At 40.5% G+C, this 20,819-nt stretch carries 16 protein-coding genes; 13 read left to right on the top strand and 3 right to left on the bottom strand.

Features of this window, described 5'->3' with window-relative positions; translation table 11 throughout:
• Positions 1-190 precede the first annotated feature (190 nt).
• The 3 genes from KNQ97_RS10265 (at position 191) to zigA (ending at position 3,833) form a co-directional block, all read left to right on the top strand.
• The gene (locus KNQ97_RS10265; protein ID WP_000107090.1) at positions 191-1,579 is read left to right on the top strand and encodes an amino acid permease; all 1,389 of its coding nucleotides are present in this window, start codon (positions 191-193) and stop codon (positions 1,577-1,579) included.
• A gap of 162 nt (positions 1,580-1,741) precedes the next feature.
• A complete protein-coding gene (locus tag KNQ97_RS10260; protein WP_253612189.1) occupies positions 1,742-2,425 on the top strand; it encodes a D-Ala-D-Ala carboxypeptidase family metallohydrolase in 684 nt (227 codons plus the stop codon).
• A 142-nt stretch (positions 2,426-2,567) separates the two neighbouring features.
• Positions 2,568-3,833, top strand: a complete 1,266-nt coding sequence (zigA, locus tag KNQ97_RS10255) for a zinc metallochaperone GTPase ZigA (RefSeq protein ID WP_253612187.1) — start codon at positions 2,568-2,570, stop codon at positions 3,831-3,833.
• 32 nt (positions 3,834-3,865) lie between these two features.
• Here zigA and KNQ97_RS10250 read toward each other — a convergent pair whose 3' ends face one another.
• Positions 3,866-4,978, bottom strand: coding sequence for an acyltransferase (locus KNQ97_RS10250; protein ID WP_253612185.1), 1,113 nt, complete (start codon positions 4,976-4,978; stop codon positions 3,866-3,868).
• A gap of 351 nt (positions 4,979-5,329) precedes the next feature.
• On the opposite strand from KNQ97_RS10250, the gene hutC reads away from it, so the two are divergent.
• From hutC to murI, 10 genes are all read left to right on the top strand, one after another.
• A complete protein-coding gene (hutC, locus tag KNQ97_RS10245; RefSeq protein WP_001138321.1) occupies positions 5,330-6,082 on the top strand; it encodes a histidine utilization repressor in 753 nt (250 codons plus the stop codon).
• Positions 6,079-6,654, top strand: coding sequence for a HutD family protein (locus tag KNQ97_RS10240; protein ID WP_253612184.1), 576 nt, complete (start codon positions 6,079-6,081; stop codon positions 6,652-6,654). The genes hutC and KNQ97_RS10240 overlap by 4 nt, the downstream gene beginning before the upstream one ends.
• A 251-nt stretch (positions 6,655-6,905) precedes the next feature.
• Positions 6,906-8,582, top strand: coding sequence for a urocanate hydratase (gene hutU / locus KNQ97_RS10235; RefSeq protein ID WP_000214181.1), 1,677 nt, complete (start codon positions 6,906-6,908; stop codon positions 8,580-8,582).
• An 87-nt stretch (positions 8,583-8,669) separates the two neighbouring features.
• Positions 8,670-10,208, top strand: a complete 1,539-nt coding sequence (hutH, locus tag KNQ97_RS10230; RefSeq protein WP_000421600.1) for a histidine ammonia-lyase — start codon at positions 8,670-8,672, stop codon at positions 10,206-10,208.
• A 64-nt stretch (positions 10,209-10,272) separates the two neighbouring features.
• Positions 10,273-11,685: an amino acid permease gene (locus tag KNQ97_RS10225; RefSeq protein WP_000081464.1), complete on the top strand. Its 1,413-nt coding sequence runs from the start codon at positions 10,273-10,275 to the stop codon at positions 11,683-11,685.
• Between the two features lie 51 nt (positions 11,686-11,736).
• Complete coding sequence (gene hutI, locus KNQ97_RS10220; RefSeq protein WP_253612182.1) at positions 11,737-12,942, top strand: imidazolonepropionase; 1,206 nt, start codon at positions 11,737-11,739, stop codon at positions 12,940-12,942.
• Between the two features lie 10 nt (positions 12,943-12,952).
• Positions 12,953-13,873 (top strand): formimidoylglutamase, encoded by a 921-nt coding sequence (gene hutG / locus KNQ97_RS10215; protein ID WP_001016885.1) that lies wholly within the window; start codon positions 12,953-12,955, stop codon positions 13,871-13,873.
• A gap of 253 nt (positions 13,874-14,126) precedes the next feature.
• A complete protein-coding gene (locus tag KNQ97_RS10210; protein WP_253612180.1) occupies positions 14,127-15,953 on the top strand; it encodes a DUF885 family protein in 1,827 nt (608 codons plus the stop codon).
• Between the two features lie 98 nt (positions 15,954-16,051).
• Positions 16,052-16,690, top strand: a complete 639-nt coding sequence (locus KNQ97_RS10205) for an HAD family hydrolase (RefSeq protein ID WP_000414390.1) — start codon at positions 16,052-16,054, stop codon at positions 16,688-16,690.
• Positions 16,691-16,713: 23 nt separating this feature from the next.
• On the top strand, positions 16,714-17,514 hold the full coding sequence (gene murI, locus KNQ97_RS10200) for a glutamate racemase (RefSeq protein ID WP_001063774.1): 801 nt from the start codon (positions 16,714-16,716) through the stop codon (positions 17,512-17,514).
• A gap of 85 nt (positions 17,515-17,599) precedes the next feature.
• On the opposite strand, the gene glmS is transcribed toward murI, so the two are convergent.
• Both glmS and glmU read right to left on the bottom strand, forming a co-directional pair.
• Complete coding sequence (gene glmS / locus KNQ97_RS10195) at positions 17,600-19,438, bottom strand: glutamine--fructose-6-phosphate transaminase (isomerizing) (protein WP_000334188.1); 1,839 nt, start codon at positions 19,436-19,438, stop codon at positions 17,600-17,602.
• Between the two features lie 12 nt (positions 19,439-19,450).
• Positions 19,451-20,815, bottom strand: a complete 1,365-nt coding sequence (gene glmU / locus KNQ97_RS10190) for a bifunctional UDP-N-acetylglucosamine diphosphorylase/glucosamine-1-phosphate N-acetyltransferase GlmU (protein WP_000108581.1) — start codon at positions 20,813-20,815, stop codon at positions 19,451-19,453.
• Between the last annotated feature and the right edge of the window lie 4 nt (positions 20,816-20,819).

Raw genomic sequence — 20,819 nt, 5'->3', positions numbered from 1 at the left:
AAATTACGCAATACATAATTTAATTACACATTGCATAATAATTGTTATTTCTTGCATTTTCTGTTTTCATGCGCGGTTGTGAGAAAAGTAACGCAATTATTTTTTCATCAATCTCTATGAAAATCCGATCAATTTATGATATACGTAATTTATTGGAAAAAAATTACGTGACAAGGATGAGAATAATCATATGTCAACACAAGAGCAAGGAAACCTGAAACATGGTTTGAGTAATCGTCACATCCAGCTGATTGCGTTGGGTGGAGCGATTGGTACAGGGCTGTTTCTTGGTATATCACAATCGATTAAATTGGCAGGTCCATCGGTAATCTTGGGTTATGCGATTGCAGGATTTATTGCTTTTTTAATGATGCGCCAGCTCGGTGAAATGGTCGTAGAAGAACCTGTAAGTGGATCTTTTAGCCACTTCGCTTACAAATATTGGGGACCTTTTGCAGGCTTCATGTCAGGATGGAATTATTGGGTACTCAATGTACTTGTGTGTATGGCAGAGTTAAGTGCAATTGGTCTTTATATTCAATATTGGTGGCCGCAAATCCCAACGTGGGCATCTGCTCTAACGTTCTTTATTCTCATTAATGGTATCAATTTACTGCATGTTAAGTTTTTTGGCGAAATGGAATTTTGGTTTTCCATTGTCAAAATCTTAGCAATTTTAGCCATGATCGGTTTCGGTTCATATTTACTTGCAACCGGCACAGCAGGACCTCAGGCCAGTATTTCTAACCTTTGGGCATTAGGTGGTTTCTTCCCATTTGGTATTGAAGGCTTGGTTATGGCAATGGCTGTGATTATTTTTGCTTTTGGCGGTATTGAGCTTTTTGGTATTACTGCTGCTGAAGCGCGTGATCCAGACAAAACTTTACCTAAAGCTGTAAACCAGATTATCTATCGTATTTTGATTTTCTATATTGCGACACTTTTTGTTTTATTCTCATTATTTCCGTGGAATCAAATGGCAGAAGGTGGCAGTCCTTTTGTGATGGTCTTTGCCTCTTTAGATAGCCAAGGTGTTGCGACATTATTAAATTTCGTTATTTTGACAGCTGCGGTTTCCGTCTATAACGGAACCAGTTATTGCAGCAGCCGTATGCTTTTAGGTCTTGCCCAACAAGGTAATGCCCCGAAAGCTCTTGCCCGTATTAATAAACGCGGTATTCCAACCAATGCGGTTCTAGTCTCTGCATTTGTAACGGTATTGTGTGTTTTACTTAATTATATTTTCCCTGAAAAAGCATTTGGTTTACTCATGATGCTTGTCGTAGCAGCGATTGTAATTAACTGGGTTGTGATTTCATGGACACATTTAAAATTCCGTAAATTCATGCAACGTCAAGGTCAAACGACTAAATTCCCAAGCTTCATGTATCCATTTAGCAACTATCTTTGTATGGCATTCATGCTTGGAATTTTAGTTGTGATGTCTTTAACGCCAGACATGCGTGTGGCAGTTATGATGATTCCAGGATGGATTTTGTGTTTGATGGTGGCTTATCAATTTAAACGCCGTAAATTAAAAGCTGAACAGCCTGTACATGCTTTAGAAGCCGATATGTAAACAGATCTTAGTTAGAAGCTAAAGAGGACGTATAAATACGTCCTTTTTTATTTTTTAAAATTTACAACAGAAATTAAAGAATTTAATAAGTGTTATATTATAACATTTCTGAAATTAAATGATTAAAGGCTTCCAGATGTTTAGGGAAGATAGAATATATTTATGAAGCGCTATTTAGGTTTACTCGTATTATCTCTGGCGGCTTGTAGTACTCAAACACCCCAGCCGACGATTACTCATCGCTCTCCCTCTTTGCCTCAACCATCTAAAACTGTGGTTAAAATCAAACAACAGCCTGAAGATTATGTCGTTTGGATCGCAACCGTAGATCACAGACAGTCTGTACAAGCTTATAAGCAATTTCTTAAGCAAAAAGGACTTGCCGATTTAGTTCCAGACCACGAGTTATTACGTTCAGCCCGAGACTGGCAAAAATGTGGAGTTGAGCCTTACGCAGTTCCACCACGCGAGATTTGGTCCAATATTGTTCCGACGCTCAATATATTAAAAGCATTGGTTGACGAAGGCGTAATTAACGATTTTGAAGTGACTTCGGTCTATCGAGCTTTAGCTTTAAACCGTTGTGCAGGTGGTGCTGATGCTTCCCGACATGTCTTTAATGCAGCACTTGATTTTAGAATTGGGCCAGAACAGCCTAGCGACTTAGACCAGTTCAATATTCAACAAACTAAAACCAAGCTTTGTCAGTTCTGGGCGACTAAAGGCCAAGCGTTTAATATGGGACTGGGTGTTTATGCTTCAGGACAAATCCATATTGATAGTCAAGGTTTTAGAGCATGGGGGCCAGACCATCACTATAGAACCTCAATTTGTCAGGGGCTATAAAAGCAACTTTTTCAAAGACTAAGTGATTTGGCTTAGATAAAACTGGAATAAAAACTTGATCAATGGTTATGTTATAACATAACATTATTGTGGTTTAGAAATAGATTACGCCTGTGATCTGGCCATATTTAAATGGCCAGCCATGATCAGTTTAAATATTATTCAAAGAGATCAAGCCATGCACACTGCAATCGCCAACTCATTTGCCAAGCTTCCCGTCACTGTTTTATCGGGCTTTTTGGGTGCAGGAAAGACCACATTACTCAACCATATTTTAAATAATCGCGAAGGCCGCCGTATTGCCGTGATTGTTAATGATATGTCTGAGGTAAATATTGATGCGGCATTAGTACGCGAAGGTGGGGCAGAGCTTTCAAGAACGGATGAAAAGCTGGTTGAAATGAGTAATGGCTGTATCTGCTGTACGCTACGAGAAGATTTATTGGTTGAGGTGAGACGTTTAGCCAATGAAGGACGCTTTGACCAATTGGTGATTGAGTCAACAGGCATTTCAGAACCTTTACCTGTGGCAGAAACTTTTACTTTTGAAGATGAAGACGGAAACTCACTCAATGAGTTTGCTCGACTCGACACTATGGTTACGGTAGTCGATGCTTTTAACTTTCTTAAGGACTACAGTTCAGTTGACTCACTGCAACAACGCGGCGAATCATTAGGTGAGCAAGATGAAAGAACTGTAGTCGATCTTCTTATTGATCAAATCGAGTTTTGTGATGTGATTATACTGAATAAAATTGATTTGGTTGATCAGGCTCAGCAAGACCAGCTTATCGCCATTTTAAAAACGTTAAACCCGCGTGCCCGAATTGAAATTGCTCAATTTGGAAAGGTCGCTTTAGATAAAATCTTAAATACACAGTTATTTGATTTTGATGAAGCCACGCAAGCACCGGGCTGGTTAAAAGAGTTACGCGGCGAGCATACACCTGAAACTGAAGAATATGGCATTAGTAGCTTTGTTTACCGTGCCCGCCGACCTTTCCATCCCGAGCGTTTTTATGATTTGGTACAGGCTGAATGGCCGGGAGTCGTGCGTTCCAAAGGCTTTTTCTGGTTGGCTGCCGAACCGACATTGGCTTATTCATGGTCGCAAGCGGGTGCAATGGCTCGACACGGTTTAGCTGGTTATTGGTGGGCAGCCGTTGCAGAAGAAGACTGGCCGAGTGACCTCGCCAGTATTGAACAAATTAAGAAAAACTGGGATGCCCGCACAGGTGATGCGCGTCAGGAGCTGGTTTTAATTGGTATGCAAATGGATGAGCAAGCTTTAATACAACGCTTAGATAGCTGCTTGTTAAACGATAAAGAAATGGCTTTAGGACCACAAGCATGGCAGAGCTGGTCTAATCCTTTTAAGCAAGATGATGAAACGATGTTGATTGCTTAATAAAAAAGCCCCATTTTCAAGGGGCTTATTTTTTATGATTTATCTTTAATAAAAACCTTTCGAATGTAGCTGTTAAGTGGGGTGGAATAGTATTTTTCTATTGCTGCGCTAATGATAAAAGTCAGAACCAAATAGCCAATTAAAAGCATAATTTTGATGCTAGAGTCGGTTTGGGCTGGAATAAAAGCAACCTTCATAAGGCCCAGCACAACCAGATGAAACAAATAAGTTTCGTAACTTCTTTGCCCCAACCAGACCATTACTTTGGTAAATAGATTATGTGCTTGTGTTTCGGAAGGATGTTGGAAACACAAAATGAGTAAACCTGTGGCAAGAGCAAATAAGCTAATACCCCATGTACTGACTTCTTTAATGGGCGCATATAAATATAGAGCGGTCATACTCAAAATAATCAACCATGAAAGAGGTTTTTTATAGGTCCAATTTGGCTGATATTTATGAGAAAAAATCGCCGTTAAACAGCCCACCGCTATACCATCAAAACTTGAAAAATAATGATATAAATAAGCGCCGCTTTCTTCTCCAAAATGGAGAGACCTAAAATAAGGCCCATATAAAATCACTCCAACAAGTACAGCAATAAAGACCTTATTACTACGGGTGAGTAGACACAATAATGGAAAAACAAAGTAAAAAACTTCTTCTACAGAGAGCGACCACAACACGCCCAAAGCGTAGTTTACCCAACCAAATTTAATAATCAGGATATTCATCCAGAAGGTTAAGGCTGCAAATATGGTTAAAGGATAAGAGACCTCAATGCCATTCGGTGCTTGGTTCATAAAGGGTTTTAAGTCAAATGAACCAAGTATGCTTACACCTAAAATGAGTAATACCAGACACGGTAAAATACGTGCTGCCCGTCGGATATAAAAATGCTTGAGGTTAATTGCAGAAAATTGTTTGTCTCGTTTTAAAGTGTGATGGGTAATTAAAAAACCCGAAATCACAAAAAACATGGTGACGCCATAATTTCCATTTCTTGCGATGACTGTGCTAAATGCTTCACCTAAAAAATCAAAACCTAACCATGTATCTTTAAGTTTATAAGGAATATTAAAATGATGTAAAAGAACCAAAAGGATAGAAATTCCTCGAAGAATATCTATTTTATAATTACGCATTCGATGTGCTTCCAGTTTTATTAATATACTGTGTGGCAGAAGAATACTATCGATCAGTTATTTTAAATAAAAATTTTAAGCATCATTTCGTAAACCAGAAAAAATGATATTTTTGTTTTCTGGGATGGGCACTGGCTTAGCAGAAATAACTATTAAATAAATGTTGATAAAGCCTTTATATATTTGAATTTCTCTACATAAAACTTTAAATTAGCTCTTGTCGAGCTATGTTTATTTTTTAAACTTTTTAAAATATATTTAATTCATAAATTAACATGTTGTATGTGGTTGTATATACATAGCATGTCAACTAAAATACCTTTTTGCCTGCTGCCTTTTTGAGTATTTGTTATGCCCAGAACATCAAAACAAGAACATACTGAGCTTTCGATTGAAGCTGATAGTCCAGTTCCTTTATATCAGCGCGTAAAACAGCTGATTTCACAGAAGATTTATGAAGGCTCTTGGGCTGTAAATAAAAAAATTCCTTCGGAAAGTGAACTCGTTAATCAACTCGGCTGTAGCCGTATGACGGTAAACCGTGCGCTACGTGAGTTAACAACAGAAGGCTTACTTGTTCGAATTCAGGGTGTTGGTTCTTTCGTTGCTGAAGGGCAAGGCCGAACTGCACTTTTTCAAATTAATAATATTGCCGATGAGATTATTGCACGAAACCATAAGCACCACGCTGAAGTTTTAGTCTTAGAACAAGTTTATGCAAATGCAGAGCAAAGCGTGTTAATGCAGACTCGCGAAGGGCAAAAATTATTTCACTCGATTATTGTGCATTATGAAAATGATGTACCTGTTCAGGTCGAAGATCGTTTAGTTGATGCAGCACTGATTCCAGATTATTTAGAACAAGATTTTAAAACCATTACCCCAAATGCTTACCTCATGGCAAAAGCACCCGTGACAGAAGGTGAACACATTGTTGAGGCCGTTTTAGCATCGCCTCAAGAGTGTAAGTGGTTAAAGATTACTAAAGCTGAACCGTGTTTACTCATCCGCCGTCGCACATGGTCAAACAAACAACTCATTTCAAGTGCACGATTGATTTATCCGGGCAGTCGCTATTATCTCGAAGGGAAATTTAATCCATGATTGAATTGATCAGGGTCGATCAATATACAAAAATGCTTTGGAAAAATGGTGCAGGCTTTACTTTAGAAATTGCTCGAAGCCAAGGTGAAGCCGACTTTGAGTGGCGCATTTCGATGGCAGATGTAACAACTTCTGGGCCATTTTCGTTATTTCCCAATAAACAACGCATTATTAGCGTACTTGATGGGCAGGGCATGGTACTGCATGTCGATGACCTTCCTGCCAAAAAGCTGAAACAGGGCGATATTTTTGCTTTCCATGGCGAGAGTCAGGTCCAAAGCGAACTAGTTGACGGTGCAATTCGGGATTTAAATTTAATTTATGATCCTGCAAAGTTTCATGCCCGTTTTCAGTGGTTGAATGAGGCAGCGGAGCAGGCATTTATAAGCTCGGCAGACCTGATTTTTATTTTTAATCAGGGTGGTGAAACGGAAGTGAACGTTGATGAGCATTCCGTTCAGCTTGCTGCTCATGAGACGCTAAAAATTGAGAAAAATGCTAGTGTCACATCAATCAATTTTCCAAAAAAACAGCACAAAAGTTGCTATATCATTGAGTTAATTCAACGTTAAAAAGATATAGTTTACTGATTAAAAAGCACATGTCTTGTTAGAAGATATGTGCTTTTTTTATGTCAGATATAAAAATAAATTAATTTAATTCATGAGTTTATTCAATTTTTTTAAAAAAATACGAGCAAGCCTCTTCACGCCGAAAAATATTTGTGTAGTATATAGATGTATATACAAGTTAATACATTACTATACAAATGCAGAAACAAGTGATGTTCTGCTGATGTAAGCTCAAAGGAAGGAGTCCGACTGTGACAACAACGACAACAAAATTTCGTGATGTAGAAATTCGTGCACCACGCGGCACTGAATTAACGGCTAAGAGTTGGTTAACTGAAGCCCCATTGCGTATGTTGATGAATAACCTTGATCCGGACGTTGCAGAAAACCCGAAAGAATTGGTGGTATACGGTGGTATTGGCCGTGCAGCACGAAACTGGGAATGTTTCGACAAAATTGTAGATACGCTAAAAAATCTTGAAACTGACGAAACTTTATTAGTTCAATCAGGCAAACCAGTAGGTGTATTTAAAACTCATAAAGATGCGCCACGCGTTTTAATTGCAAACTCAAACCTTGTACCGCACTGGGCGAACTGGGAACACTTTAACGAATTAGACGCTAAAGCTTTGGCAATGTACGGTCAAATGACAGCGGGTTCGTGGATCTACATTGGTAGCCAAGGTATTGTACAAGGTACTTATGAAACTTTCGTTGAGGCAGGTCGCCAACATTACAATGGTGATTTAAAAGGTCGTTGGGTTCTTACTGCTGGTTTAGGCGGTATGGGTGGTGCTCAGCCTTTAGCTGCAACACTTGCAGGTGCATGTTCTTTAAACATTGAATGCCAACAAGCAAGTATCGATTTCCGTTTACGTACTCGTTATGTAGATGAACAAGCGACTGATTTAGACGACGCTTTAGCACGTATTGATCGCTATACAAAAGAAGGTAAAGCAATTTCAATCGCACTTCATGGTAATGCTGCTGAAATTTTACCTGAGCTTGTACGCCGTGGTGTACGTCCAGACATGGTGACTGACCAAACAAGTGCACACGATCCACTTAATGGCTACTTACCAGTAGGCTGGACTTGGGATGAATACCGTGAACGCGCGAAAAAAGAACCGGAAGCTGTTGTAAAAGCTGCAAAACAGTCGATGGCAAAACACGTACAAGCCATGCTTGATTTCCAAAAAATGGGTGTTCCAACATTTGACTATGGTAATAACATCCGTCAAATGGCGAAAGAAGAAGGCGTAGCAAACGCTTTTGATTTCCCAGGCTTCGTACCTGCATACATCCGTCCGTTGTTCTGCCGCGGTATTGGTCCATTCCGTTGGGCAGCGCTTTCTGGTGACCCAGAAGATATTTATAAAACAGATGCCAAAGTTAAAGAGTTAATTCCTGATGATGAGCATTTACATCACTGGTTAGACATGGCTCGTGAACGTATTAGCTTCCAAGGCTTACCAGCGCGTATTTGCTGGGTAGGTTTAGGCTTACGTGCAAAACTTGGTTTGGCATTTAACGAAATGGTTCGTAGCGGTGAATTGTCTGCACCGATCGTGATTGGTCGTGACCACTTAGACTCAGGTTCGGTTGCAAGTCCTAACCGTGAAACTGAAGCAATGCAAGACGGATCAGATGCAGTATCAGACTGGCCTTTATTAAATGCATTGTTAAATACAGCAGGCGGCGCAACTTGGGTGTCTCTACATCATGGTGGTGGTGTAGGTATGGGCTTCTCTCAACACTCGGGCGTTGTGATTGTGTGTGACGGTACAGATGAAGCTGCTGCACGTATTGCTCGCGTACTGACCAATGACCCTGCAACAGGTGTTATGCGTCATGCCGATGCAGGTTATGAAATTGCGATTAACTGTGCCAAAGAGCAAGGCCTACACTTGCCAATGATCACGCAATAAAAATACATGGAAGAACTGGCGGTGCTTTTTGCAATTGTGAAAAGCACCGTCTCAGCAGAATATAGTGCAAAAAATTAGGAAGCCAACATGGAATTACTGATCCAACCGGGAAAACTGACCTTAGCCGATTTACGTCAAGCTTACCTCAACCCAATTAAAGTTAAATTAGATGAAAGTGCTTCATCTGCAATTAATGCAAGCGTGGCTTGTGTAGAGCAAATTGTAAATGAAGGACGTACAGCTTACGGTATTAATACAGGTTTTGGCTTACTTGCTTCAACTAAAATTGCGCCTGAAGATTTAGAAAAATTACAGCGTTCTTTGGTGCTTTCCCATGCCGCAGGTGTAGGCGAAGCACTTGATGATGCAATGGTCCGTTTAATTATTCTATTGAAAGCAAATAGCTTGGCACGTGGTTTCTCTGGTATTCGTCGTAAAGTCATTGATGCTTTGTTGGCCTTAATTAATGCTGAAGTTTACCCACACATTCCACTTAAAGGTTCAGTAGGGGCTTCTGGTGACTTGGCACCACTTGCACACATGTCTTTAGTTTTACTTGGTGAAAGTAAGGCACGTTATAAAGGTGAATGGTTACCAGCAGTTGAAGCTTTAAAAATTGCAGGTTTAGAACCAATTTCTTTAGCGGCTAAAGAAGGTTTGGCACTTTTAAATGGTACGCAGGTTTCGACAGCTTACGCTTTACGTGGTTTATTTGAAGCGGAAGATTTATTTGCTGCCGCGACAGTTTGTGGTGGCTTAAGTGTTGAAGCAATGCTTGGTTCACGTGCACCTTTCGATGCGCGTATTCACGAAGTACGCGGCCAACGTGGTCAAATTGATGTAGCTGCGGCTTATCGCGATTTATTGACTGATTCGAGTGAAATCTCTCGTTCACATGAAGAATGTGGCAAAGTTCAAGACCCATATTCTTTACGTTGCCAACCACAGGTGATGGGTGCATGTTTAACTCAAATCCGTCAGGCTGCTGAAGTATTAGAAATTGAAGCAAATGCCGTATCTGATAACCCGCTTGTATTTGCTGAACAAGGTGACGTGATTTCTGGTGGTAACTTCCATGCAGAACCTGTTGCAATGGCGGCCGACAATTTAGCATTGGCAATTGCAGAAATTGGTTCACTATCTGAACGTCGTATTTCGATGATGATGGACCGTCATATGTCACAGCTTCCACCGTTCTTGGTAGCAAATGGTGGTGTTAACTCGGGCTTTATGATTGCTCAGGTAACCGCTGCTGCTCTTGCAAGTGACAACAAGGCGCTTGCACATCCTGCAAGTGTGGATAGCCTACCGACTTCAGCCAACCAAGAAGACCATGTATCGATGGCTCCAAATGCTGGTAAACGTCTTTGGTATATGGCTGATAACGTTCGCGGCATTTTAGCTGTTGAATGGTTAGGCGCTTGTCAGGGTCTAGACTTCCGTGAAGGTTTAAAAAGCTCGCCTAAACTTGAACAAGCTCGTAAAATCTTGCGCGACCAAGTTCCTTACTACAGTGAAGACCGTTTCTTTGCTCCTGATATCGAACAGGCTAGTGAATTGCTTGCGAGTGGTTGCCTAAACGAGTTACTCATTCCAAAACTACTCCCTAGTTTATCTGAAGTGTGATTGATAAAACGGTCACATGGAGTGGCCGAATCCAACTAAATTTCCTCAAGGATTGGAGATTATAATGTCACAAAACTCCACACTACAGCGGGGCTTAAACACCCGCCACATTCGTTTCTTGGCATTGGGCTCAGCAATTGGAACTGGGCTTTTCTATGGTTCGGCAACTGCTATTAAAATGGCAGGGCCTTCAGTATTACTTGCGTACATCGTTGCAGGGATTGCAATTTATATTGTGATGCGCGCACTGGGTGAAATGGCAGTCCATAACCCTGTCTCTGGCTCATTTAGCCACTATGCTTCTCAATACATTGGTCCTTTGGCCGGCTTTACGACAGGCTGGACTTATGTTTTTGAGATGGTGATTGTTGCAATTGCCGATGTCACTGCGTTTGGTATTTATATGGGGTTCTGGTATCCCGATGTCCCACGGTGGATCTGGATTTTGTCTCTCATCATGTTCTTGGGCGCAATTAACCTCATTCATGTGAAAGTCTTTGGTGAACTCGAATTTTGGCTCTCAATTGTCAAGGTGAGTGCCATTGTTGCCATGATTTTAGGTGGCTTAGGTTTGATGTTCTATGGCTTCCATGCTGACCATAGCAGTGTAGTGCCGGGGATTCAAAACTTATGGATCTATGAAGGCTTTATGCCACATGGCATTGCAGGCTTGGTTGCATGTTTATCTGTAGTGGTATTTGCTTTCGGTGGTATCGAAATTATTGGTATTACAGCAGGTGAATCACAAGACCCGAAAACCACTTTACCAAAAGCAATTAATGCTGTTCCGGTACGTATTTTACTTTTCTATGTACTGACTATATTTGTACTCATGTCGATTTTCCCATGGAACCAGATTGGTAGCCAAGGCAGTCCGTTTGTACAAATTTTTGAAAACTTAGGCATTAAATCTGCTGCAAATATTTTAAATATTGTAGTGGTAACTGCTGCAATTTCGGCAATTAATAGTGATGTGTTTGGTGCAGGCCGTATGTTGTACGGTATGGCAAATCGTGGTCAAGCACCTCGAATTTTCCAAAAATTATCGCGTAATGGCGTGCCTTGGATGACTGTTGTGGTTATGGCTGGCGTGCTGTTAATTGGTGTGGTGCTGAACTACCTGATTCCTGAAAATGTGTTTGTCATCATTGCATCAATTGCAACGTTTGCAACTGTTTGGGTATGGCTCATGATCTTGCTTTCGCAAGTGGCTATGCGCCGTAAATTATCTACTGCTGAAATTAAGGCACTTGATTTCCCTGTATTTGGCTGGCCATATGCTCCTGCTTTTGCAATCGGTTTTATGGTGTTCATTTTAGTGATGATGGGCTACTTCCCAGATTCGCGTCCTGCAATTTATGTAGGAATCACTTGGCTTGCTCTCTTAACTATTGCTTATCGTATTTGGGTAAAACCAGAGCAAAGCTTGGGAAAGGAAAGTGAGCCTGTCCAGCAAAACATAGAAATGGAAAGCTAACAAATCAGCTGCCCAATAGTTTTACTGTTGGGCAGTTTCGAGGATAGGCTAATGAAAAAACTTTGGCGAAACTGCCATATTGCCACCATGCAAAATGGGCAATATTCCTACATTGAAGATGCTGCAATTGTCACAGAAGGGCATCTCATCCACTGGATTGGAAAACAACAACAACTTCCTGCCGACACTTATTCCGAAACAGTTGACTTAAATGGCGCTTGGGTAACCCCAGGGTTCATCGACTGTCATACGCATAGCGTATTTGGTGGTAACCGTAGTGTTGAGTTTGAAAAGCGCTTACAGGGCGTGAGTTATGCTGAAATTGCTGCAAGTGGTGGCGGTATTGCTAGTACAGTACGCGCAACCCGAGAAGCCAGCGAAGAACAATTACTGAACTCAGCCCTTAAGCGTATTCGCTGCATGCAACAAGACGGTGTAACCACCATTGAAATTAAGTCTGGCTACGGACTCAACTACGAAAACGAGCGCAAGATGCTGCGTGTGATCCGTCAAATTGGTGAAAAATTACCGATGACGGTAAAAAGTACGTGTTTAGCTGCACATGCTTTACCGCCAGAGTACAAAGACCAAAGCGACGCTTATATCGAGCATATCTGTACAGAAATGCTGCCTAAACTGCATGCTGAAGGCTTAGTCGATGCAGTTGATGCTTTCTGCGAGCATTTAGCATTTTCACCTGCTCAGGTTGAACGTGTTTTTAAAACGGCACAATCATTGGGGCTACCCGTTAAGCTTCATGCCGAACAGCTTTCATCGCTAGGTGGTTCAAGTTTGGCAGCACGTTATCATGCTTTGTCGGCTGACCATTTAGAGTACATGACCGAAGATGATGTCAAAGCCATGGCAGAGTCGGGCACGGTTGCAGTGTTATTACCGGGTGCCTTTTATTTATTGCGTGAAACACAATACCCACCGATTGAAAGCCTCATTAAACATGGCGTGCGTATTGCGCTGTCGAGTGATTTAAATCCGGGTACATCTCCAGCACTTTCTTTACGTTTAATGCTGAATATGGGCAGTACGTTATTCCGTTTAACGCCTGAGCAAGCATTAGCAGGTGTCACTATTCATGCTGCACAAGCGCTTGGTTTAGAGCAAACACACGGTAGTTTGGAGCAGGGTAAAGTCGCTGACTTTGTCGCTTGGGATATTGAGCATCCATCTGAAATTGTTTACTGGCTGGGCGGAGATTTGCCTAAGCGAGTCGTTCAGCATGGACAAGAAGTTATTTTTTAAACGGTGTCACATGAATCACACATTTAAATGGCAAGGCCGACATGATGGCGAGGGTGAGGCACATCAACGTATTCACCATATAGTGAACACCACCCAACATGCTGAATTTGCCCTGATTGGTTTTAGCTCTGATGAAGGCGTAAAACGTAATAAAGGCCGAGTTGGTGCTGCCGACGCACCAGATGCGATTCGTACCCAACTGGCTAACTTACCAATTCATCGTCCAGTCAGTATTGTCGATTTGGGGACGGTGACCTGTGAATATGGCAATTTAGAGCAAGCACAAAGCGAATTAGCTGAACAAGTCGCAAATAGCCTAGAACATGGCTTAAAACCTGTTGTATTGGGCGGTGGACATGAAGTTGCATTTGGCAGCTTTAGCGGTCTGTTCCAATATGTACAAGCCCACGCGCCAGATAAAAAAATCGGCATTATTAATTTCGATGCCCATTTTGATTTGCGTGAAGCTGAGCATGCCACCTCTGGAACACCTTTTTTACAGGCAGCTCGTCTTTCAGAACAGTATCAAAAACAATTTAATTATTTATGTATTGGGGTTGCCAACCATGCCAATACTAAAATTTTGTTTGATACTGCCGATGCGCTGAATTGTTCATATTTACGTGATCATGAGGTTAATATTTTTAACCTAAACAACGTGCTTGCAGCGGTTGATGCTTTTATTGAAAAAGTAGACTGTTTGTACGTTACGATTGATTTAGATGTATTCACGGCTGCGGTTGCACCAGGAGTCAGTGCACCTGCTGTAAAAGGAATTGATTTAGCGACTTTTGAAGCGATTTTTAAGCATATTCAAGAGACTGGAAAAATCAAACTTTTAGATATTGCTGAGTGCAATCCAAAATTTGATTTAGACAATAGAACTGCAAAGTTGGCTGCCTATATTGTTTATCAATATTTGTTTTCTTGAGAAACAATTTTTAATGTAGAAATGAAAAAGTGCACTGAGATCGCTCATGTGCGCTTTTTTTTGACTTTCTGGTAAATTAAAGTCAGATACGGAATATAGATAGCAACTATAAATAATATAATTAAAAAGAAAATTAATTTATAAAATCATTGAGTTAAAAAATACTCGATTTTTACACTATTTTATAGGCTGCTTGGCACGTAATTTGTTTTGTCTTTATTTTAAACTTCGTTAAATATGTTTGGATAATTAAATGAAAAACAGAACCTTACATTTTGCTTGTATCAGTGTTTTATTTTGGATGTCTCATTCTTCTGGTGCTGCAAACCCCGAAATTAATACGAATACCATCGAAAAATCACAATCTAAACAAAAGAGTGATATCTCTGTTCGGGTGAAAGCTTTAAACCAGCTTTTACAAGAGCAGTGGGAATATACTTTAAAAAATAATCCTGAAATTGCAACGACTTTAGGTGATTTACGCTACAACAATCGGTGGACCGAGTTTTCAAAAAATCAGATTAAGAAAGATAAAAAAACTACGCAAAATTTTTTAAAACGTTTTGAAGCAATTGATAGCACAGGGTTTTCAGCAACTGATCAATTAAATAAAGATTTAATGATTTATCAGTTGAAAGAAACACTTAAATATTATGATTTGAAATTGTATGAGATGCCTTTTAATCAAATGTGGGGACTACATTTACAATTTCCGGGATTTATTAGTTCGATTCCATTTGATAATGCTAAACAATATCAAGACTATATTTCTCGTTTAAAACAAATCCCTCTTATTCTTGAGCAAGGTATTCAGTTAGCGAAACAAGGACAAAAAGATGGCTTGATGCCACCCAAATATTTAATTGAAAAGGTGGCAAAGCAGATTACTAGCATTGCGACGCCCGCAGGGAAGGACAGTGTTTTTGCCTCTCCATTAAAGCAATTTCCAAAAAATATTTCGAAAGCAGAACAAGAGCGTTTAAGCCGTGAAGTGCTACAAGCCATAGATCAGAATGTTCGGCCTGCCTATCAAAAACTCGGGACGTTTATTCAGAAAGATTACTTACCCTATGGACGACAACACGAGGGTATATGGAGTTTGCCAAACGGTGACGAACTCTATCGCTTTTATGTAGAAAATAATACGACAACCTCGGAAAGCCCTGAAAACATTCATCAGCTCGGATTAAAAGAAGTTGCTCGTATAGAAGCGGAAATGCTGAAAATTGCCAAAGCACAAGGTTTCAATGACTTAAAAAGTTTCCAACAATCTCTAAAAACAAATCCCGCGGTTTTCCCAAAATCTCGTGAAGAAATTTTAGAGATTTATCGCGGATATATTGCCCAAATGCAACCAGAGTTGCCAAAGCTCTTTGGTTTATTACCCAAAAATAAAGTCGAAGTTTTACCTGTAGAGCAATATCGAGAAAAAGAAGCGGCAGGTGCGGAGTATCACCAAGGAACACCTGATGGTTCACGGCCGGGACAAGTATATGTAAATACTGGCGACTTCTCTGAACGTTCCAAAATATCCATGGAAGCAACCGCTTACCATGAGGCAATTCCCGGCCACCATATGCAGATTGATATTGCCCAAAACTTGCCAAATTTGCCGATGTTCCGAAAGCAACCCAACCACACCGCCTACATTGAAGGATGGGCACTTTACGCAGAGCAACTGGGTAAAGATGTTGGTTTCTATAAAGACCCGCTTTCAGACTATGGAAGACTATCGAGTGAGTTGTTCCGTGCTTGTCGCTTAGTGGTGGACACTGGCGTGCATTATAAAAAGTGGACGCGTCAGCAAATGATTGATTTCATGAGAGAACACTCAGCTTTAGATGAACCTGATATTCAGGCAGAGACGGATCGCTATATCGCTATTCCTGCCCAAGCATTGGCATATAAGATGGGCCAACTAAAAATTTTAGAGCTACGGGAGCTCGCGAAACATGAGCTTGGAGACCGTTTTGATATCAAAGCGTTCCATGACATGGTTTTAAATGCAGGAACATTGCCTTTAAATATACTCGATGCCCGTATTAAAAATTGGATAAAGGAACAAAAAGCGGCAGCTTAAAACAAAAATCGAAATTTGGTCAGGTCCTTGTTGGGCCTGATTTAAAAACCGATAGAAAACAGAATATAATAATAAAAAATATATTTTCGAAACTAGAAATGGAAAAAAACCTAAAAGAATATCAGGCTATTATTTTTGATTTAGATGGCACCTTAGCCGACTCCTTTCATTTTTTTCTAAGCGTTTTAAATCAACTTTCCGCAAAGTATAAATTTAAATCGGTAAGCCTTCACGAAGTCGATTACTACAAACAACTTACGCCTAGAGAAATTATGAAAGAGATGAACGTTTCTCGGTGGAAACTGCCTTGGATTGCGAAAGACTTTATTCGGTTAATGAAAGAAAGAGATGAAGAAATTCATTTGTTTGAGGGTATGCGGGACCACTTAATTGAACTGCATAAGCGGGGTTATACGCTCGCAATTATTACTTCAAACTCTAAAGAAAACTGTCAAAATGTACTGGGTAAAGAACTCTGTGAGCTTTTTAGCCATATTGATGGTGGCTCGTCTATATTTGGCAAAGCGAAGCGAATAAAGCGTGTTCTCAACATTTTGGATGTAAGTAAAAACCAAGCAATTTATGTCGGCGACCAAACCACGGATGGCGAAGCTGCACATGAAGCAGGTATTGATTTTGCTGCGGTAGGTTGGGGTTATACATCGGCCGAAAAATTAAAAACCATTCAGCCCAAAGTCGTGCTCACAGACTTGGCAACCATGAAAGAATTTTTCTAAATACATGAAATACAGGATAATGCATGAATAACAATAACAGCCCGATTGGAATGATTGACTCTGGCTTAGGCGGGTTGTCTCTCTTTAAGCATATTCGGGAGGCGCTTCCGAATGAAGACATTATCTATTTCGCCGACTCGAAATATGTCCCTTATGGAGACAGAGAAAGCGACTGGATTGTTTCACGAACCACGCATTTAATTTCAAACCTAGTTACTCAGGGCAAATGCAAAGCGATTGTGATTGCTTGTAACACCATGACGGCTGTTGCGGTTGAAACGATTAGAGCGCAAATTAATGTGCCACTTATTGCGATAGAACCAGCGGTAAAACCCGCTGTGGCAATGACTGTGAGCAAGCATATTGCGGTTTTGGCAACTGCCACCACGGTGAAGGGCAAAAACTTAAAAAGTTTAATTGAAACGTACGCGCAAGATATTAAAGTGTCTTTAGTGCCTTGTATTGGCTTAGCCGAAAAAATTGAAACGGGCAAAGCACATACAGCGGAAGTTAAGGATTATTTAAAAAATATTTTAGCGCCGTTGGTCGAGCAAAAAGTCGATACGATTATTTTAGGATGCACACACTATCCATTTGTTTCAGACACGATTCAGGAAATTGTAGGCCGTGATATTCAAATTATTGAGCCTTCCGAAGCTGTGACAGCGCAATTAATTCGGCAGCTCAATCAATATCATTTAAGTTCTGAAAGTCCAAATGAGGGGAATCATATTATTTGGACCAGTTCAGACCCGTTGGAAGTTGCGGATGTTACTTTTTCTTTGTTATCTGAGAAATTGTCTGTAAAAGCTGTAGAGCTATAAAAAGCCCAATAGGCAATTAATGCATATCGGGCTTAATCAATCAGTTATTAAAGCAGGTGATGCCTTAATAATGATCTTTTTTGAATTACTCTACAGTTACTGACTTCGCCAAGTTACGTGGCTGGTCAACGTCTGTACCACGTAATACAGCAACGTGATAAGACAACAACTGAACTGGTACGCTATAAATGATTGGTGCAAGCCATTCGTTTACTGCTGGAATATGAACGACATGTTGACGGTCTTTTTCAACTACACCACTATTTTCATCAGCGAAAACGAATAATTCACCGCCACGCGCCTGAACTTCTTCCATATTTGACTTAAGCTTATCAAGCATTTCGTCATTTGGTGCAAGAATCACGATTGGCATTTCAGTATCAACAAGTGCCAATGGGCCGTGTTTCAACTCACCAGCTGCATAACCTTCTGCGTGAATATATGAAATTTCTTTAAGCTTTAAAGCACCTTCCAATGCGATTGGATAATGTGTGCCACGGCCTAAGAATAAACAGTGCTGCTTTTCAACGAACAATTCTGATAAACGTAAAATTTCAGCATCTTGCTTAAGCGTATCAAGAATGACTTTCGGGCTGTGCCACAATTCACGAGCAAGCTCTTCAATCATCACATTGCTAATACGTTGTTTCACTTGACCAATTTTCAAAATTAACAACATTAATGCAGCAAGCTGAGTCGTGAACGCTTTTGTTGATGCAACACCAATCTCTGGACCTGCAAGTGTCAATAAGTGGTGATCAGTTTCACGCACCATTGAAGAAGTTGCGACGTTACAGATCGTTAAAGTCTGAATATCGATATTATTTGCTTTAGCACGTTTTTGAGTTTCACGTAGTGCAGCTAAGGTATCCGCTGTTTCACCTGATTGTGAAATACAGATGTAAAGTGTATTTTCCACAATCACTGGTGAGCGATAACGGAATTCACTCGCAATCTCAACTTGGCAAGGCACACCAATCAATTGCTCAAACCAATATTTAGCGATCATTCCTGAGTGATAACTTGTACCACACGCAATAATTTGAACACTTTGAAGTTTACTGAAATCTGCATCAGCATCTTTCAAGAAATCATCACGTAAATTGTTGCCATCAAGTGCTTGAGAAATTGTTTGTTTGATTGCTTCAGGCTGCTCATAAATTTCTTTGAGCATGTAGTGTTTATATTCACCTTTTGAAGCACTGCTTACAGTTGCATCAAGTTCTTTAACTGGACGTTCAACACGTTCACCTTTTACAAATACTTCAATTGAAGTACGAGTAAGACGGGCAATATCGCCTTCCTCTAAGTAAATAAAACGGTTTGTTACTGGTAAAAGAGCCAATTGGTCTGAACTGATAAAGTTCTCGCCAATACCCACACCAATTACAAGTGGTGAACCTTCACGTACAGTAATGAGTTCATCTGGGTAATCGCTGTGAATAATACCTAACGCATAGGCACCTTTAAGCTGAGGAACTACAGATTCTACTGCTTCAAGTAAACTATCAGTATTTTTTAGAGCTTCTGCAACTAAATGGGCTACCACTTCAGTATCTGTTTGAGAAGTAAATACATATCCTAAAGCTTGAAGGTCATCTTTAAGCTCTTGATAGTTCTCGATAATACCGTTGTGAACGACTGCTACCTTGCCTGACATGTGCGGGTGAGCATTATTTTCGGTTGGTTTACCGTGTGTTGCCCAACGGGTATGCGCAATACCAATTGCTCCAGTAAGCTGGTGTTCTGAAACAGCGTCTGCAAGATTGGCAACTTTACCAACACGGCGTTCACGTAAAATTTGCTGGTTATTGAGTAAAGCAACGCCTGCCGAATCATAACCACGATATTCAAGACGTTTTAAACCTTCAATTAAAATCTCGGTTACACAACGTTCTGCAACGCCTCCGACGATACCACACATATTTCAATCCTCTTATTTTTTAAGCTTTTGGGGACGTTGATAATTTGCTTTAGAAATTTGTTGAGCACGCTCAAAGGAGAGACTTTGTTCAGCCACATCTTTCGTAATCACAGAACCCGCACCGACTGTTGCTCCATTACCAATAGTCACAGGCGCAACCAGCGAGCTATTAGAACCGATAAAAACTGCATCGCCAATAGTGGTTTTGTGTTTATTTGCACCATCATAATTGCAGGTGATTGTACCTGCCCCAATATTTGATTCAGCACCGATCTCGGCATCACCTAAATAGGTGAAATGGTTAGCTTTACTGCCTAGACCGATCGTTGTATTTTTGACTTCAACAAAGTTGCCGATATGTACTTCGTTTGCCAATTTAGCACCTGGACGTAAGCGTGCGAATGGACCAATTTGGGTATTTTCCCCAACAACTGCTCCATCAAAAACGCTGTACGCTTGGACTTTAGTGCCCGCTGCAATGGTTGTATTTTTTAAGATACAGCCAGCACCGATTTCGACAAAGTCACCAAGTTCACAGTCGCCTTCAATAATGACATTCACATCAATACGAACATCATGTCCAACTTTTACTGTACCACGTAAATCAAAACGTGCAGGATCAGCAAAAGTTACGCCTTGCTGCATAAGTTCTTTTGCTTGTTGCTTCTGAAATTCACGCTCAAGTGCTGCAAGTTGCAGGCGGTCATTTACACCTTCAACTTCAAATGCGAGCTCTGGTTGAATTGAAGCGATCTCTAAACCATCAGCAACAGCCATCGCAACGATATCAGTTAAATAGTATTCGCCTTGTGCATTTTCATTTGAAAGCTTAGGCAACCACTCATGCAGTTTTGCATTGCTGACACAGTAAATACCTGTGTTGATTTCTTGAATTTGACGCTGAGCTTCGGTTGCGTCTTTATGTTCAACAATCGCTTGGATTTTACCGTCTTGGCGGACAATACGGCCATAACCTGTTGGGTTATCGACATGTAAAGTAATCATGCCAATACCGGTTTTATTTGATGCTTCAATCAGTTGTTCAAGCGTTGTTTGACGGACTAAAGGAACATCACCGTATAAAATTAATGAAATGCCGTCTTTAGGAAGTACCGGTAAAGTCATCTGTACAGCATGACCGGTCCCTAACTGTTCTGCTTGTTCAACCCACTGAATATTTTCTTGTGCGAATGTCTTTTTTACGTGATCGCCACCATGTCCATAAATGGTAATGATGTTTTCTGCTAATAGTTGTTTTGCTGTTTTAATAACATGTCCTAGTAGCGGGCGTCCAGCTAAAGGTTGTAGTACTTTAGGGAGCTGAGAACGCATTCGCGTTCCTTTGCCTGCAGCAAGAATAATGACAGTAGTTGACATGAAT

It is taken from the genome of Acinetobacter sp. UC24323, from assembly GCF_024151445.1.
GTDB lineage: Bacteria > Pseudomonadota > Gammaproteobacteria > Pseudomonadales > Moraxellaceae > Acinetobacter > Acinetobacter baumannii.
The sequence above is the reverse complement of the archived record's forward strand: the minus strand, read 5'-3'. Positions and strand labels throughout refer to the sequence as shown.

Bases quoted from the DNA above. Each gene is read 5' to 3' on its own strand.
- KNQ97_RS10260 (WP_253612189.1), top strand. From the start codon at position 1,742: ATGAAGCGCTATTTAGGTTTACTCGTATTATCTCTGGCGGCTTGTAGT.
- KNQ97_RS10225 (WP_000081464.1), top strand. From the start codon at position 10,273: ATGTCACAAAACTCCACACTACAGCGGGGCTTAAACACCCGCCACATT.
- hutC (WP_001138321.1), top strand. From the start codon at position 5,330: ATGCCCAGAACATCAAAACAAGAACATACTGAGCTTTCGATTGAAGCT.
- glmU (WP_000108581.1), bottom strand. From the start codon at position 20,815: ATGTCAACTACTGTCATTATTCTTGCTGCAGGCAAAGGAACGCGAATG.
- KNQ97_RS10250 (WP_253612185.1), bottom strand. From the start codon at position 4,978: ATGCGTAATTATAAAATAGATATTCTTCGAGGAATTTCTATCCTTTTG.
- KNQ97_RS10240 (WP_253612184.1), top strand. From the start codon at position 6,079: ATGATTGAATTGATCAGGGTCGATCAATATACAAAAATGCTTTGGAAA.
- KNQ97_RS10210 (WP_253612180.1), top strand. From the start codon at position 14,127: ATGAAAAACAGAACCTTACATTTTGCTTGTATCAGTGTTTTATTTTGG.
- glmS (WP_000334188.1), bottom strand. From the start codon at position 19,438: ATGTGTGGTATCGTCGGAGGCGTTGCAGAACGTTGTGTAACCGAGATT.
- hutH (WP_000421600.1), top strand. From the start codon at position 8,670: ATGGAATTACTGATCCAACCGGGAAAACTGACCTTAGCCGATTTACGT.
- murI (WP_001063774.1), top strand. From the start codon at position 16,714: ATGAATAACAATAACAGCCCGATTGGAATGATTGACTCTGGCTTAGGC.
- zigA (WP_253612187.1), top strand. From the start codon at position 2,568: ATGATCAGTTTAAATATTATTCAAAGAGATCAAGCCATGCACACTGCA.
- hutG (WP_001016885.1), top strand. From the start codon at position 12,953: ATGAATCACACATTTAAATGGCAAGGCCGACATGATGGCGAGGGTGAG.
- KNQ97_RS10265 (WP_000107090.1), top strand. From the start codon at position 191: ATGTCAACACAAGAGCAAGGAAACCTGAAACATGGTTTGAGTAATCGT.
- hutI (WP_253612182.1), top strand. From the start codon at position 11,737: ATGAAAAAACTTTGGCGAAACTGCCATATTGCCACCATGCAAAATGGG.
- KNQ97_RS10205 (WP_000414390.1), top strand. From the start codon at position 16,052: ATGGAAAAAAACCTAAAAGAATATCAGGCTATTATTTTTGATTTAGAT.